This is a genomic window from Photorhabdus heterorhabditis (assembly GCF_018448905.1).
Taxonomy (GTDB): Bacteria; Pseudomonadota; Gammaproteobacteria; order Enterobacterales; family Enterobacteriaceae; genus Photorhabdus; species Photorhabdus heterorhabditis.
This window is the reverse complement of the sequence record NZ_RCWA01000008.1, coordinates 77,647-93,829: the sequence shown is the minus strand read 5'-3', so window position 1 is coordinate 93,829 and position 16,183 is coordinate 77,647. Positions and strand designations below refer to the sequence as shown.

The 16,183-nt window shown below is 43.3% G+C and carries 16 protein-coding genes and 3 tRNA genes; 5 read left to right on the top strand and 14 right to left on the bottom strand.

Going from position 1 to position 16,183, the window contains the following annotated elements:
• Positions 1–4: 4 nt before the first annotated feature.
• From EAE89_RS07270 to EAE89_RS07235, 8 genes are all read right to left on the bottom strand, one after another.
• A complete protein-coding gene (locus EAE89_RS07270) occupies positions 5–613 on the bottom strand; it encodes a restriction endonuclease fold toxin 5 domain-containing protein (RefSeq protein WP_214085611.1) in 609 nt (202 codons plus the stop codon).
• Between the two features lie 162 nt (positions 614–775).
• A complete protein-coding gene (locus EAE89_RS07265) occupies positions 776–1,039 on the bottom strand; it encodes a PAAR domain-containing protein (protein ID WP_214085610.1) in 264 nt (87 codons plus the stop codon).
• 2 nt (positions 1,040–1,041) lie between these two features.
• The gene (locus EAE89_RS07260; RefSeq protein ID WP_214085609.1) at positions 1,042–1,797 is read right to left on the bottom strand and encodes an immunity 52 family protein; all 756 of its coding nucleotides are present in this window, start codon (positions 1,795–1,797) and stop codon (positions 1,042–1,044) included.
• Positions 1,798–1,828: 31 nt separating this feature from the next.
• A complete protein-coding gene (locus tag EAE89_RS07255; RefSeq protein ID WP_214085608.1) occupies positions 1,829–2,461 on the bottom strand; it encodes a restriction endonuclease fold toxin 5 domain-containing protein in 633 nt (210 codons plus the stop codon).
• Position 2,462: 1 nt separating this feature from the next.
• A complete protein-coding gene (locus EAE89_RS07250; protein ID WP_149617173.1) occupies positions 2,463–2,807 on the bottom strand; it encodes a hypothetical protein in 345 nt (114 codons plus the stop codon).
• Positions 2,808–2,809: 2 nt separating this feature from the next.
• Positions 2,810–3,301 (bottom strand): DUF4123 domain-containing protein, encoded by a 492-nt coding sequence (locus EAE89_RS07245; RefSeq protein ID WP_149617184.1) that lies wholly within the window; start codon positions 3,299–3,301, stop codon positions 2,810–2,812.
• Positions 3,298–5,274, bottom strand: a complete 1,977-nt coding sequence (gene tssI, locus EAE89_RS07240; protein ID WP_214085607.1) for a type VI secretion system tip protein TssI/VgrG — start codon at positions 5,272–5,274, stop codon at positions 3,298–3,300. The genes EAE89_RS07245 and tssI overlap by 4 nt, the downstream gene beginning before the upstream one ends.
• Positions 5,275–5,288: 14 nt before the next feature.
• Positions 5,289–7,022: a type VI secretion system baseplate subunit TssF gene (locus tag EAE89_RS07235; RefSeq protein WP_054478391.1), complete on the bottom strand. Its 1,734-nt coding sequence runs from the start codon at positions 7,020–7,022 to the stop codon at positions 5,289–5,291.
• Between the two features lie 277 nt (positions 7,023–7,299).
• On the opposite strand from EAE89_RS07235, the gene EAE89_RS07230 reads away from it, so the two are divergent.
• Positions 7,300–7,563, top strand: coding sequence for a PAAR domain-containing protein (locus tag EAE89_RS07230; RefSeq protein WP_054478389.1), 264 nt, complete (start codon positions 7,300–7,302; stop codon positions 7,561–7,563).
• 79 nt (positions 7,564–7,642) lie between these two features.
• Here the strand turns inward: EAE89_RS07230 and mscM are convergent, their stop codons facing one another.
• From mscM to rsgA, 3 genes are all read right to left on the bottom strand, one after another.
• Positions 7,643–10,975: a miniconductance mechanosensitive channel MscM gene (gene mscM, locus EAE89_RS07225; RefSeq protein ID WP_214085606.1), complete on the bottom strand. Its 3,333-nt coding sequence runs from the start codon at positions 10,973–10,975 to the stop codon at positions 7,643–7,645.
• Between the two features lie 26 nt (positions 10,976–11,001).
• On the bottom strand, positions 11,002–11,895 hold the full coding sequence (gene asd / locus EAE89_RS07220) for an archaetidylserine decarboxylase (protein WP_054478383.1): 894 nt from the start codon (positions 11,893–11,895) through the stop codon (positions 11,002–11,004).
• 76 nt (positions 11,896–11,971) lie between these two features.
• Positions 11,972–13,027, bottom strand: coding sequence for a small ribosomal subunit biogenesis GTPase RsgA (gene rsgA / locus EAE89_RS07215; protein ID WP_214085605.1), 1,056 nt, complete (start codon positions 13,025–13,027; stop codon positions 11,972–11,974).
• Between the two features lie 94 nt (positions 13,028–13,121).
• On the opposite strand from rsgA, the gene orn reads away from it, so the two are divergent.
• From orn to EAE89_RS07195, 4 genes are all read left to right on the top strand, one after another.
• Positions 13,122–13,667, top strand: a complete 546-nt coding sequence (gene orn, locus EAE89_RS07210) for an oligoribonuclease (RefSeq protein WP_054478379.1) — start codon at positions 13,122–13,124, stop codon at positions 13,665–13,667.
• Between the two features lie 210 nt (positions 13,668–13,877).
• Positions 13,878–13,953 (top strand) — tRNA-Gly (locus EAE89_RS07205).
• Positions 13,954–14,003: 50 nt separating this feature from the next.
• Positions 14,004–14,079, top strand: a tRNA-Gly gene (locus EAE89_RS07200).
• A 69-nt stretch (positions 14,080–14,148) separates the two neighbouring features.
• Positions 14,149–14,224: transfer RNA gene (locus EAE89_RS07195), tRNA-Gly, on the top strand.
• A gap of 12 nt (positions 14,225–14,236) precedes the next feature.
• Here the strand turns inward: EAE89_RS07195 and EAE89_RS07190 are convergent.
• The 3 genes from EAE89_RS07190 to EAE89_RS07180 form a co-directional block, all read right to left on the bottom strand.
• On the bottom strand, positions 14,237–14,569 hold the full coding sequence (locus tag EAE89_RS07190) for a type II toxin-antitoxin system RelE/ParE family toxin (protein ID WP_054478377.1): 333 nt from the start codon (positions 14,567–14,569) through the stop codon (positions 14,237–14,239).
• Positions 14,569–14,844: a type II toxin-antitoxin system Phd/YefM family antitoxin gene (locus EAE89_RS07185; protein ID WP_214085604.1), complete on the bottom strand. Its 276-nt coding sequence runs from the start codon at positions 14,842–14,844 to the stop codon at positions 14,569–14,571. The genes EAE89_RS07190 and EAE89_RS07185 overlap by 1 nt, the downstream gene beginning before the upstream one ends.
• A gap of 333 nt (positions 14,845–15,177) precedes the next feature.
• Positions 15,178–16,173: a DMT family transporter gene (locus EAE89_RS07180; RefSeq protein ID WP_214085603.1), complete on the bottom strand. Its 996-nt coding sequence runs from the start codon at positions 16,171–16,173 to the stop codon at positions 15,178–15,180.
• Between the last annotated feature and the right edge of the window lie 10 nt (positions 16,174–16,183).

Here is a 16,183-nt window from a genome sequence, read left to right as displayed (position 1 = left end):
GATGTTAAATAGTGTGAAATACTTTAATATTGGGATAAATAGAAAATTTCTCTAAATAATAGGCATAGCTTATAGGTTGCATAAAATGCCAGTGAGAATTTGGGATTCCATTTAATGTAGTGCATACTTCTTGCTGTTTTTCTACTTGAGTCGTCATGGATCTATCCCCGCTTTTACTTATTTTCCACCAACTTATAGGCATTCCATCTTTGAAAAATTGATCATATTTGGCTTTGGCCTCAAGAAATAAGCATTGTGCAGGTTTCCAACCATCGAAATTTGTGTCCATGCATAACCAGGTTTCAATTAGGTTTAATTCAGGGTTGTATATCGTCCCGGCAATTTTTGTTTGATAAGCAAGAGTTATTTCTGAATACGATGTGGTTTTTTCCCAAACCATCATCACTTTCCCGATAGCCGGACATTTTTCACACTCAGTACGGGATGATGTAATTGTTTGTGTGTCCGCTTTTGCCTTGTCTTGTTCACCTTCTTTATCTTTGGTGCTTTCCATCACACCAATGGCGACTAATCCTGCTGCACAGGTAGCAAGAGTCCATTCAGCGGCAGCTAAAAGAGCAGGAGCCGTTGGCGCAAGGAGTGGTAATGGCATATTAATTTCTCCTGTTCAATAAGTTATCCATGACCTGTAAATAATCACGGTGTTTTTCTCGGCTCTCCGTTTTACCGGATTCATGTATTAGCCCGGTACAATGGAGAAGACAAGCGTAGTGCGTCAGTGTTGTCCTAATAGGCCAAAATGATTGTCGTCTCATTAAGCGAGAAAATCTTTCTGACTGACAATCAGTTTTGCGCCGCATGCCGTATGCATACCTTCTAATGCGACAGGTTTTCCCTGATGCTTTAAGTCATTGCTCCCTTCTACAATAGGGAAAACCCCTTTGCATTTAGGGCAGCTGACTAAATCACCTTTAGCGGCAACAGGCACGCCTTGATACACGTAATTATCAATGGCAGTAATGACTTGACCACCATGATCGGTGAGGTCGTTTAATCGGATTACGGCTCGATTTGTCATATTTATAACTCTGTCATCAATGGTAGTATTTGTAGATCCCGCAAGCAGATTTCAATATCATTGGCTTTATTGATATGCTCCTGGTTTTCAATATCAAAAATATCTTTTGTCGTGATAATCAATGAGCCTTTTTTGTCATTTTTATCAGAAACAGGTATTATTTCTTCCGCCATTGGAACTAAAGTTGGATCTATTTCTATTGGTAAATAGAGCATCCAGCCAGCACTTAGGCGGTCTGGGAAAATTTGTTTTTGATTTAATCTATAACCTCTAGTATCTGTCATAATAAATGGAGAATATCTATGAGAAACCAAATGTTTAATAAAGCCGATAAAGTTTTTAAGGTTGAATTTTTCTTTTTCAAGTGCAAGGTCAATAGATATATTAGTTTTCCCCAATCTATTAGGATTGGAATGAATATCATCCTGACCAATATATGTAATATTATTTTCTAATTTTACACTTTCATAATTATCAATTATAGGGTTATCAAATAGTGACACTATAATAGATCTTCCGTCATCCTCATAAATCCCCCTGAATTCTTTTAAAGCATACTCAGTAATGCCATTTTCATTAAATACGTTATTTTCTCTCATTTCTTCTTCACTATATCCAGGTAAATGCCAACCACTTGAATTGTTACTGAGGTTATTGATATGATTCATTAACTGATACGTATCGGCTAATGCTAATTCCGGTGTGATGGCTTCTCTAAGATCATAAAATAATTTTATTCTTGGGTGTATAATGAACATATTTCAATTCTCCTATAAGTTATTCTGGTTATTAAGACATCATAGTATTAAAAGTTTTAATATTGAGATATGGAGCAAAAGCCTCTGTAAAATATGAATAAGATACAGGTTGTAGAAAATGCCAGTGAGATTTTGGAATGTTATTTAATGCGATACATACTTCGTTTTGTTTTCTGGCTTGCTTCAACATGCTATCATGTCCAGACAGTTTTTTCTTACCTAACTTTACCTTACGATAAAAACCATTAGGTTCCCCATTTTTAAAAAATTGATCGTAATTCGCCTTAGCCTCAAGAAATAAGCACTTTGCAGGTTTCCAACCATCAAAACTTGTATCCATGCATAACCAGGTTTCAATTAGGTTTAATTCAGGGTTGTATATCGTCCCGGCAATTTTTGTTTGATAAGCAATGGTTATTTCTGAATACGATGTGGTCTTTTCCCAAACCATCATCACTTTCCCAATTGCCGGACATTTTTCACATTCGGTACGGGATGACGTAATTGTTTGTGTACCCGCTTTTGCCTTGTCTTGTTCACCTTCTTTATCTTTGGTGCTTTCCATCACACCAATGGCGACTAATCCTGCTGCACAGGTAGCAAGAGTCCATTCAGCGGCAGCTAAAAGAGCAGGAGCCGCTGGCGCAAGAAGTGGTAATGGCATATCAATTTCTCCTGTTCAATAAATTCTCCATGACCTGCAAATAATCACGGTATTGTTGTTCCGGGCTATCTCCCGCGTTTAACATGTTCTGGATTTCTGATGAGCCGTGAAAATCACGGTTAAATGCAACGAAGTATAAATAAGAGCGGATCAAAGCTTCATCTTTAAACCTCATCACAATCAAATCCAGATAAGTTTTCTTTAACCGCTTGTGCAGGCTGTGTTCACTTTCATTTTCGACTGATTCACTATGCTCAGCCAGAATACGTTGTCGGATCTGGGTCACATAAGCCTCATCTTCCGCATCAATAAATTTAGCGACCTGCTCCTTGCTGAGTTTTATCATCGTCAGGCTCCTTTTACAAAATAATCATTATTATCAAATGAATACACCCACTCATGAATACCGTCAGTGAATGCCGCCAATTGCTCTGGGCTGAAAATATCCCGAATTTGATGCAAAATGCGGGGATCGTAAAAACGCAGCAATGCTGTTTCTCCCATTTCCAGCTCAACATTCAGGTAGTTTTCAAGGTGACGAGTCAGTTTGTCCAAAGACAGCGTGGTGTGTAGCCAGGACACCGAAGGTGCAACCTTTTCCAGCGTAGATAACTTTTCTTCCCATGATTTCGCATAAGCCATATCAAACAACCATGGTCCCGCGAATGCAATTTTGGCATCCGGGTATTGCCGGAACAGGGGATTATTCGTGTCGGCGATATACTTAATCTCCTCAGCAAAATGACGTTCATATTGTAGGCCACTGACTAAGGCATACCATTTCATTTCGGGATGTATTTCTCTGTATTCACTCCATTTTTTCTGTAATTCCGGTGTCATGATTGCCCCCTGATAACCATTGCCGTGCCATTCAGCTCTGCTTTTATCAGACAGGTCAGACAAATTTCTTTCAACGGTGCCGTCAAGGCTTTTTCTGCCTGTACGACACTCGCTTGTTTCAGCTTATCTAGCCTATCCGGCAGTTTGCCACCCCAACCTGAGCCGCTGCCGGGTGATCCACTGCCAAAGTTAATGCCCGCACTGCTGGTAATACCGCCCGCATCGATTTTAAGGAAGTGCCCAGCGGCCTGTAGGGTCAGTTCACTGCTGGCATCAATCACGACTTTAGCGCCGGAACTCAGGTGAATTTCATTGCCGCTTTGAGTTAACAGGGCGTCATCTGCCTTAATATGGAGTTTTTGCCCCGTAGATAGGGAAATATCATTGCCCGCCTGTACGCGGTACTCATTATCAATGCGTAAATGGGCATCATGTTTGATATGATGTGTCTGGTTATTCCCGATATTACGGGTTTCATCATTCAGAACCTGCGTATTCATATCCTGCTGAGCATGAATAAACACTTCTTCGCTTCCTTTCTCGTCCTCAAAACGCAATTCGTTAAAACCATGACCTTTATGTGTTTTGGTTCTAAACGTAGTACGGGTTTTTTCCGCCGGTAAATTCAGCGGTGGGCGGTTAAGGCCGTTGTACGTGCATCCGGTAATAATCGGACGGTCAATATCCCCGTTGAGGTAGGAAATAATCACTTCCTGACCGACTCGCGGTGTCGCCAGAAAGCCAAATCCGTTACCATTCCAACCTTGTGCCACCCGAACCCAGCAAGACGCTTGATCGTTGGGGGCATCATACCGGTTCCAGTGGAAGTGAACACGAACCGCGCCATCTTTATTGACATAGATTTCTTCTGTGTCGGGGCCGACAACGGTGGCAACTTCATCTCCATCAGCCAGGGGCTTATAACGGTAGAGGGGACGCCAGTCGTTACGGCCTGGAATAAATTGGGTCTGTGAATGTAGCGTAGTGCCGGTTCCGCCATCACCTAAAACAGCAGGGACATGCCCGCTATGTTGAGAGGAGATGACTTGCCAGCGGTCATTCATGGTGTCAATAGGGTGGTGAGTTAATGTGAAGATTCTGCCCGGCATTAATCGAATACAATTACTGGCCGCTTGCCCTGATTTGCTGTCAGCCCGCAAAGCTTCCAGCCTGTATTGAGTAAAGGGCATGCCCTCTTTATCTTTCAGAAAACGCCCGTAACTTTCGAAAATACGAAAGGGTGTGTTGCTCTCTGCCGCAAAATCCGTTGCGTTATGCTGTAAAGCATAATTGGGGTTGTGATAATTCCGGTCTTTCTGGGCGATAGATTCGGGGCGCATGTGGGAGCCAAGTAACCATTTGTAGATAACATTTTCTTCTATTGCACTGGTGACATCCGGGTTATACATCAACGTATCAGGCGCTCTCATATTTAAGTGGCTATCACTCACATAGAGCCCGTCATCGGCGAACCAGAAGAAAATCCCCTCTTCAGCCGCGAGGCGGGTAAAGAAATCATAGGAGGATTCCCTTTTCATGGTGACGTATTCCCGCACTGAATGTACGTGATTTAAATGCATATTAGCCCGGAGTTTTTTTTGTTGCAGGATTTGCTGCAAGATGTCGGGAATGCTGGTCTGGTGATAGATACGGCTGTCTTGGTCGAGGGTCAGAAGCCACATTTCTGGTCTGATGGTCAGATGATACTGGGTTTGATGCCGGTTGGTGGTCCCAACAACTGCACTTTCAATTACCCCTTTCACTTCACGTTGTAGAATGTCGTTACGAGTGACGGTGAACCGTGCGGTTTGGAGCAGAAGTGTATCCGTATCAATATCTGAACGCGGGGCCGCCAATGTCAGGGATAAGGTAAATAACGATGAAAGCGCCTCATCTAACGTAAAATCAACGACCGCAAACGTTTTAGGTGCCAGGTTGCCGATAGTGCAGGAAAAGCAGAGTCCGGTTTTCATGATGTTTCCTTAAGTTACATGAGCTTCTGATGCCCAGGCATGTTGTAAAATTCCCAGTTTTCATTGGTGTCGTTATTGATGACGGTTAATTTGTGAAAGCTGGTTTCAACCAGGCAGAGGGAGAAAGCGGTGTGTAATGTTTTGGCAAAAGCATACATTTCTCCTTCATGTTCATAATGTTCGGGGGTCATATGCAGCGTGATTTCCTGGCCTCGCACGGGGATACCTTTGACCAGATAGTCGTATGGAACGGTGCGGATACGACTGAGGCCGTCGGCCATACGCTGAATATGCCGACTACGTGGGGCGTCCAGATGGGCAAAGGTATCAAGTTGTTTGACCAGCGATTTGACCATGTCAATATGACTGAAAAAAAATGGCCCGAGAGACAGCAAGGAGAGTATCGGCCAATGTTGATGACTGTCTACGATGGCAGGAAAATCTTTTGAAGCGGCCACGATATTCCTGACCTGAATATGGCTGGGTATCTGTTCACTGGGTATGCAGATTTGCCCGATGCCCAGTGTCCGTGCTTGCTGATGAAATCGCTGATATTGGCAGTAAAAGTCGCGGTAATCGTGTTCCGTTACGGGTTTTGCCTGATGATCGTAAAAGGTGAGATTAATTTGACTGCCACCAAATGGCACTGCTTCCCGTATAGGGTTAAAAAGTAATATTCTGTCACTCGGCTCGGCGAAATGGTGAGTTGCCAGTTGCGCACTGTCGATAAGGGGAACCCGGTGGTCAGTTCCGCCCGATATTGCCTCAGGTTCGTATTTGAGTTTAACACTGTCAAGACTAAAGATTTCATCTGCCGGCAATACGTAACGCGATTTGCCCTTTTCAAATACTATCGGTTTTGTTCTTGCCGACACCAGATTGATAACAGGTACGCAGTGGGGAATAAATGCGGGGGTAATATCCTCTATAGGAATGTTGCTGTCGAATTCTAAAATGAGGGTAAATTGCTTGTCATCCCCCAAACGGAGCTGAGAGATTTCCTCTGATAAGTCAAATGACATAAAGTCATTAACATGTGGGAGATAAAGGTATTCGTATAGTGCCTGTAACGGCCAGAAATAGTCATGTGGTCTCGGCAATACAAGATTTTCCTTCAGACGTGGAGCGATCTCGATAGCCAGACACATGTTTTTCTCTTCAAGGGATGTTTTTAGATACGTGTTATTTAGCGATTGATCGGTGTATTTCGTCAGCAAAGACGCCAGTTTTTGATCTGCTCCCAGAAAAAGCATGATTTTTCCTGTCTTCCAGTTGCGGGTTTGCCCATGATATTGAAAGGTCAGTGATATAAGGCTTTTGTTTTCGTTGTGCGCCAGAGTTTTATGAAGCAGAGTGACCGGCTCAATGCTGACATCCTGGGTGGTTCTGAACGTCATGGTCTGGTTATGCTGTATGGCGGAAATTTCACTGCCTTTGGCAATATGTGTGGCTTCAGTTATGCTGCCAGGTTGAATATCTAACTGAATAACACTGGTTGAAGGAATAGGATGTAGCGGTATCGGCCAGACCTTTCGTAAAAGAGGATTAATCACTTCAGGGAAACCATCATGAATTTTCTGCTGAATTCCGGCAGTCATCAGCGCGAACCCTTCCAGTAATCGGAGAATATCAGGATCACCCGATTCGGCGGTAAATGGGGCAAGGTGTGGATGCTCTTGTGCCGCGTTCTGCATATCATGCTTTATTTGTGAAAGTGCTTCCCGATAGAAGTCTTCAAAATTTTTCATACTTATGCTTGTCTCTTTTGTGATCAACAATTAATGTAAATTTATATTTCAATCTGATGAATATCAAGGTTGATTGTTTTAATGTATGAAAATTGTGGTTTAAAACAGTTGGTGATGTAAATTTTATAGGTGTTCCGGTAACTTGATTGTGTAGTTTATTTTGATGAATTTGATTGGGGGAGGTTTGCCTTAATCTTAATTAAGAAGTGATGACGTCTTGATAGCCAGATGTCGGAAGCTGAAATTAATATTCAATTAATAGTTAAGAGGGTGAAATATGTTACGTTCCATTATTTTGGTTGGAGATTCGACTTCGCATGGTGGCAAGGTGCTGACAGGTGATGGCGATTTGGATGTGTCAGGGAAGAAAGCGGCTCGGGTTGGGGATGCGGTATCCTGTCCAAAATGTGGTGGCAATCAAACCATTGTGGAAGGAACGCCTGGCATAGTCGGCTCTAATGGGCAAACCTATGCTCTGGAGGGAATGAAAACCTCTTGTGGGGCGACACTGATTGCTTCGCAAAGTCTATTTCAGGCATAGGATGGCGGTAAAAGGTAATATTCTGCCTGAAATAGAGCGGGTTGATTCAAGTACGGGTGTTCAGTGCTTCATCATTTTTTTACAAACTACCCGGTTGACGTGGTGGATTTCGGCCTGACATATTGGTTGTAGCGCTGCGGATATTTTGACCAATTATATCAATGCTAGCCTGAAATGGCGGGAATGGCAGAGTAATACCATGTTGATGAAACTCTTGCAGAATAAGCTGGTGGACTTCATGGCGGACAGGCATTCGGTGCCCCATTTCAGCAGCATAAATTCGGAGTTCAAATATCTGAATGCCATGCTGTAGGTCGACCAGATACACCTCAGGTGCAGGGTTATCAAGGATCAGAGAGCAGCGCTTAGCCGCAGTTAACAGGATTTGGGTGACTTCTTCGCTGTTATTTTCTGTCGGTGCAGGGATTGTCAGTACGACACGGGTGATCGTGTCAGACAATGACCAGTTAATAAACTGCTCAGTGATAAATGCTTTGTTGGGAACAATAATCTCTTTTCTATCCCAATCTGAGAGTGTTGTTGCCCGGGTGTTGATCTTTGTGATGCTTCCGGTCAGGTTACGGATGGTGACGGTATCACCAATACGGATGGGTTTTTCAAATAGGATCATCAGACCAGAGATGATATTGGCGAAGATTTCTTGTAAACCAAAACCAAGCCCAACCCCTAGCGCAGCAACAAGCCATTGCAGTTTTGACCATTCAATACCAATCAGCGAGAAACCTACTAAGCTCCCGATTAAGGTAATGGTGTATTTAGTCAGTGTGGTAATGGCAAAGCCAGTACCTGGAGTCAGTTCCAAATGCTGCAATAAGGCCAGTTCAAGTAGTGCGGGCAGGTTACGTACCAATTGAGCTGTGATAATAATGACCAGTATGGCAATCAATACAGAACCCATGGTGATGGGCTGGATAGTTTCTATATTGTTCATTGTGGTGGTGACATCCCACAAACGGATGTTTTCCAGGAATGAGAAAGCTGAATGGAGTTCTGACCAGAGCCAAATCAATGAAACCAGTGCAAACATGGTTAGAATTGAACGTATCAGTCCCAATGATTGAGCACTAATTGCATCCAAATCAATAATCGGTTCGTCAACTTCAATGGCGCCTTCGATGCTGCTTGACCCCGTTGAATCATCTTCTCCTTTGGCACGTTGAGCCAGAATTTCTGCCCGTCGCTGTTTTGCCCGTTCGAAGGCGATCTTGCGTCGCTGAATTAACATCCAGCGACGGATAATATAGTAGATAACCAGTAAGAAGAACCAGATAGCAACAGAGGTCTCCAAACGCCCCAGCAATGCTTGTGATGTATTGAAATATCCTAGGATGGAAGCTAGAGCCGCGATTATCGGAGCAGAGAGTAAAATCCACCAGAGAGCTGTATTGATAACGTTTTCACCAGAACCGTTTTTATCCAGATAAAGTGGGACTTTTGCTCGTTTCAGGCTATTGGTAATCAGGCTTAATGATACACACAATACCAGGAAGCAGAGCCTGCCAAGTGTGGAGGAGAATTCTCGATCACTGTAATGTTCGAAAGTTATCAATGCCATCACTAATGGCACAATAGCAAAGATAGAGAGTTGGTAGAATCGTAGTGCCCGTTTGACCCGCTCTTCTGGCCAGCGGAAATGAGCAATGAATAATCCGTTTGGATGTGCAAAAGTGGCACTTAATATAAAGATCCATAAGACGGGAGTTGTCGCGCTGACACCATAACCAATGGCGGTTGCCATAGGGTATTGCCAGGCGCTTTGTAACCCGTAGCCAACCGCGGACCAGAGCATTGGCAAAGGTAGAGCAACAATAATCGACCAGAACACAGTGCGTAAAGTGAGGGAAAAGTGATCATATGTTACTTTGCCAATGCGATTACTCGAGCGTTCAAGAAATGCGTGGTAATGGCGGAGAGAACTGACACTGAATATGACAAGAAATAGTGTTCCAAGCAGATATAACAATGTATCTTGAGTGGTCAGCATGACTATCAGGGCGCCGCTTAACTGAGAGAAAGTATCCAGAGATAATAAACGGGTGAGATCATGCACAACACTGATAGGGTAATCGAGAGAAACTGGATTAACATCTGCGACCCAGAATAGGTAGCGGTGTGTGGCTTCTTTTACTTCTGTCAGTGCATCATTTAACTGGTTGGTCGCCACTTTGAGTTTGGTCAGTTCAAGAATTTCACTGTCATAACCAGACAATAATGAATTAAGTAATTCTTTACGGGTGCGGATAAGGGAGTCGTAAATCCGTTCTTGTTCGATTGTCAGTGCAGTGTTATTTCCCAGCGCTGGTTTTGCTTCTTTTTGTAATCGCTCCAGCATATCTTCGTATTTCAGTCGATCGACTCTGAATTTGATAATGTTCCGATCAAGTTGTTGGGGTTTAGACATGTCAGGCAAGCGGGCAAGCTGGGTTCGGAGTGCTTCTCCAAGCGTTGTGGAGCCACCAAGCCATTGTGCTTGTTCTCGAATGGTACTCAATGCCTGCCGAACCTGAATAATATCACTGGCTGCCTGGCGTTGTTTTGAGCCTATGATGTTCATTCGTTGGGCTTGCTGATTGAGCTCCTGAGATAAATTTCGGTTTAGTTGTAATTCATCAAGCAGAAATTTGGGTAGTTGATCACTTTGTTCTGCCAGCATCTCTGTATGTTCCAGTGCTAATTCTGCTTTTTGCTGGCGTTGTGCATTGAGTTGACTGCGGAGTTGTTGAAGCTCAAGATCAAGTCGATGATACCGCTTTTTGAATAGCTCAACCCGCATACGGGAAATTTCCTGCCGATTATTAGCAGAAAGTTGAGCTATTTCGAGTTCATTGACTGTCGCTTTGTGGGCATTAACTTCGGCTTGAGCAAAGGCAAATTGAGCCTCTCCTAATGGAGTGGATGGTGTTCCTAATGATTGCAGGCGAGAGGATGCTTCAGTTAGCAGGCGTCGCGCTTCTGATTGTTGTTGTGGTAATAGTACCAGAGAGTCGCTGATTTCCCGTCCTTTATCCTGCTCTTGCTGTAATTGTCCCCCTTGTTCTATTAACCGGCTACTGACCTGAATAATCTGTTGCTCAATGTTTGCGATGGGTTGGTTAGCAGGAATTGGACGGGGAGTATCACTTTCAGAGAGTAATTTTTGACGAAGTTCTTTAGTTATTTTAGGGAAATCATCGATGGCAGTCTGATACTTTTGCATTCTGTCATTAGCAGATTTAGTATCGGCAATCCAACTGAGAGCGCCTTGCAGCGCCTGAGCAACTTCTGCATCCTGCGGATTTTTGCTGGATTCAATTTGTTGCAGTTCTTGTTTGAGCTGGTTTTCATCAAGCTGAATAGCAGCAAAAGCCGGACCAATAATGAGCAGGCTAAGCAATAAGATAATCAGGCGCACGATAGAGGGCTCTCCTTGGAAGGGGATTAGCTTATGTTGTCAGTGGGTTTGTTAGGTATGATAGCTTGGGCTAACAGTTCACCCATACAGGTTGTTGAGCCACTGCTTAAGTTCCCGGCTAACTGTACCTGATTTGGTGCAAACAGGTTAATAACGGTAGAACCTAATTTGAAACGCCCCATTTCTTCGCCTTTCTTGAAAGAAATCGCGCCAGTTGCACCGGCTTCAGGGTAAGTCCAACGTTTTATGATGCCTTCCCGTGGTGGTGTCACTGTACCACACCAAGTCAGCTCAATACTGCCGACGATGGTTGCACCAACCAGAATCTGTATCATTGGTCCAAAGTGAGTATCAAACAGGCAGATAACTCTTTCATTACGAGCGAACAGATTTGGCACGTTGGCGGCAGTCAGTGGATTTACAGAGAATAGATCACCTGGAACATAGATCATCTCTTTTAGCAATCCATCACAAGGCATATGCACACGGTGATAATCTTTAGGTGATAAGTAAGTAGTTACAAACTGCCCATCACGGAATATTTCTGCTAACTGGTAATTTCCGGCTAGCAAGGCTTCAAGTGTATAGTGGTGACCTTTGGCCTGGAGAATTTGGTCTGATTGGATATTACCTAACTGACTAATGATACCATCAGCAGGTTGCGCTAATTGATGTTCTTCGCTGACAATCGGGCGAATACCATCTTTTAACGGACGGATAAAGAATTCATTGAATGTAGTATAGGCTGAAAATTCAGGCGCTTTCGCTTCATTCATATTCACTTTATAAACACGGGCAAACGCCTTGATTGCTAGTTGGGTGAGCCAGCCAGCCTTTTTGTTTGCAAACCAGCCTGCCAGATTAGTAATTCCCTGTTTAGGGAGTAAATAATGCAACCTGATTTTAATGTTATCCAGCACGTCAACCTCTTGGATTTTATTATCGGCAAATTAGACAAAAGGGTGCTATTGTACCTGCCCTTTTATTTGATGTCAGTTAGCTATTGTTGTTTGTAAATGTCTTGCGTGGTTTAATTTGGTCCATGCTGTCGAGAATACGGTGATAATTCTCAAAACGCTCTTCAGCTATTTCATTATTTTCTACCGCTTTTCGTAACGCACACTCTGGGTCATCCCGATGTTTACAATCACGGAATCTACAGCTTCCCAGATAATCACGGAATTCCACAAAACCTTGAGTGACTTGTTCTGGTGTTAAATGCCATAGCCCAAATTCCCGTACACCGGGAGAATCAATAACATCACCGCCATGTGGAAAATGATAAAGGCGGGATGCCGTCGTCGTGTGCTGACCCAAACCAGAAACATCGGAAACCTGATTGACCAATATTTCTTCTTCATCTTCCGGCAGGAGTGTATTGAGTAAGCTTGATTTACCCACACCGGACTGACCAGCAAAAATACTGATTCTGCCAGCGAGCATTTTTACCAACTCTTCCATACCTTCACCAGTATGGCTTGATAGCTGTAATACTCGGTAACCAATATTATGGTATGTAGACATCACTTCGCTGACCCACTCACGGCTTTCTTCGTCCAGTAGATCGATTTTATTCAGTACAATCAATGGCTCGATACCCAGTGTTTCACAGGCAACAAGGTAACGATCGATAATATTGAGTGAAAGCTCAGGAAGAATTGCCGAAACGATGACTATTTGGTCAATATTGGCGGCAATAGGTTTGATGCCATCATAGTAATCAGGGCGTGTAAGTACGGAAATACGCTCGTGAACCGCTTCAACAATGCCATTCACTTTAACATCCGTTTGTGTTTGTAGTGAAGGACGCCATACCACTTGATCACCGGTTACCAGTGAACGAATAGTTCTGCGGATATTACAGCGTTGTATAGAACCGTTTTTTGCCTCTACGTCAGCATGTTGACCGAAACGGCTAATGACCAGACCTTCTTGGGGTTCACCTAACTGGCTGTCATCCATTTCAGGTTTATTATCCTGTGTTTTCAGTCTGCGCTGATGATTTGCCTGTACCCGCCGTTGTTGGCCTTTGGATAGTTTATGTTTAGCCACCAAACCTCACTTGTTCCACATTTATCGCTGCTATTTCTTAAAAGCGTTATGATACACCATTAATGAGAATTATCTCTCTAACCTAGGATATAACATGTCAAAAAGTGAGCACAATCTTATCTGGATAGATTTGGAAATGACGGGTTTAGATCCAGAGCGGGATCGCATTATTGAAATTGCGACAATTGTCACTGATGCAAATTTGAATATCTTGGCTGAGGGACCTGTCATTGCGATTCATCAGTCTGATGAACAACTTGCTCTGATGGATGAATGGAACGTGCGTACTCATACTGGCAGTGGGTTAGTTGAACGTGTTAAAGCAAGCAAAATTGATGCGCGTGGCGCCGAGAAGGCGACGATTGAATTTCTGGAAAAATGGGTTCCGGCGGGTGTTTCACCCATTTGTGGTAATAGTGTTGGTCAGGACCGCCGTTTCCTGTTCTGTTATATGCCAGAATTGGAAGCCTATTTCCACTACCGTTATCTGGATGTCAGCACATTGAAAGAGTTAGCCCGTCGCTGGAAGCCAGAGATCCTGACTGGATTTAAAAAACAAAATACTCATCAGGCACTGGATGATATCCGCGAATCAGTTGCTGAATTGGCTTATTATCGGGAACATTTTATTCAATCGTAACAAGAACGTTTGATTTTTGTCCTTTGCTGGTATGATAATGCAAGCCCGGTATGATGATTAATTAATCCGCATTGGTGTTTAAATCACCATTTAACCGAAAAGTTTATTTTTTTGTGTTGAAGGGCTTGCGAGCGCAAGGATTTCTCGTATAATGCGCTCCCCGTACCGATGAAGAATTTCATAAGGTATGATGGCATACTAAAAAAGATTGCGGGAATAGCTCAGTTGGTAGAGCACGACCTTGCCAAGGTCGGGGTCGCGAGTTCGAATCTCGTTTCCCGCTCCAAATTTAGACGTTAGTATGTTGTTTCAGGCTGTCATTAGCCCATCAGTGACGCGGGAATAGCTCAGTTGGTAGAGCACAACCTTGCCAAGGTTGGGGTCGCGAGTTCGAGTCTCGTTTCCCGCTCCAAGTTCAAGCCTGAAATCGATATCGTGAGATTAATGTCTTGTCTCAAGTTATCACCAGCCAGTCAGTAATGCGGGAATAGCTCAGTTGGTAGAGCACGACCTTGCCAAGGTCGGGGTCGCGAGTTCGAATCTCGTTTCCCGCTCCAATCCTTCCTTAATCATGCAGATACACTTAGCAACCGATGCGTAAGCAGGGTTTGCATATCCCGTCGACCATCGGCAATCACAAAAATGACCACCTGTTGATCTGTGATTTGATAAATGACCCGGTAAGGTTTAAAAAATGTTTGGCGGAAGTCACGAATCCCTAACTCCTGCAACTCCTTGGGATAATTGCCTTTTTCAGGAAAGTTAGCCAGACTGTCTGCTGTTTTCAGCAACTGATCCAATACATAATCGGCTTTCTCTGAACTGTCATTTTCGACAATGTAATCGTAAATATCCTCTAAATCCGCTTCGGCATTTTTAGTCAGCGCTATATGATATGGCATTAGGAGAACTTCTTCTTGTTCTTTAAACGTTGAACCACATCCTTTACTGGTGTGACTTCACCTGCTTTAACTTGTTGTTGTCCTAAAGCTAAAATCTTTAACAACGCTATAGTTTCCTGAGTCTGCTCATAAGAGGCGATATCTTGAATCACCGCTTTTGCCTCGCCATTTTGCGTAATAATCATCGGTGAGCGGGACTCAGCGAGTGTCGTCATCACCGTAGCTGCATTGGCTTTTAGGTAACTAATGGGCTTAATCTGTTCTGAATAACGCATAGAATCCCTCATATCAAAAAAGACTAAATATAGACTATAAAAAGTCAATTAATTGATTATAAAATGACTTAATCAATTAAGCAAATGCCGATTCTGGAAAAGTGGAACAAACAAGTCTATTGACATAAGGTAATGTAGGAAAAATTATTATTTTGGAGTTTGTTAGAGAGAGGTTGTACATTGCATTGCTCCGTTCCAATTTTTGATATGCAAATGTCCGTTGAAGTTTCTTACATTCACGGTTTTTAAGTCCAGAAATCAGGTTTGCTATCAGTCTTTGTAAGATCGACGCTTTTGTTCTGTACCAAAGCGTCGATAGGGTAAGATTCTGGCTTATTTTTTGTAATTCTTTGTTTTCACTATATGGCCGATCCTAGGTTTAGATTTGGGTGGAATAAGTTTCTTCTCGGTTGATGTCTTATTGCAGATCAGGATACCGCCAATAACGAGGGCACCTCCGACGCACATTGGGAACGTTAATCCTTCATTTAATAGTACTGCGCCAAGCAATACCGCAGTGAAAGGATTAAGCGCAATGAATACGCCAGAGCGAGTGGAACCAATTCTTTGGATTCCGTCGTAATACCAGATGTAGGCTACTGCTGAACCCACTACGCCAAGATAAAGTACGCTGTAGAGATCGGTAATGGATAATGCATGTATTGCCGATAAATTCATTTGCTCGGTGAAAATGGCAGTTGCTGTCAGCATGATTGCTCCCGCCAGAATGGAGTATGTCACTGTGTGTAGTGGGCCAATTTGGTTTACGATGTTCTTGCAGAAGACACTATAAGCAACCCAGCTTAAAACACAGCCGAAGATCAACGCGTCACCTAACCAGTTGCTCCCTTTTCCAACAGTAAATTGCGGTGCTTTACTGAGGATCACGATCATTGCACCAAGCAGGCAAAGCGTAATTCCCAGTGCTTTTAATGGCGATAGCCTTTCCTTATAAAAGAAATATGAAAAAATCGCCATTATTGCTGGATTCAGCGCTACGATAAGTGAAGCTCTGGATGCGGTGGTGTGATGCAGACCATAAAAGAAGAAAAGGCTGTAGGTGTATATCCCGCAGAAGCCAAGCCCAATGATTTTCAATAGCTGATGTCGATTAATCTTGACGAACATTTTTCCCGATAGAATAAGGAAGATGATTAGTGTCATGGCCGCAAGAATGAATCTCAGGCTCGCTGAGAGTAAAGGGGGCGTTTCGGCAGAAATATATCGACCTGCAACAAATGTCCCGCCCCAGATAATAGCGACAAGAGACAGCTTGATATAGGTTGAATGGTTGTTGACCGACTGCGTTAATGTGTGATTGCTTTTCATGTTTGTCAGT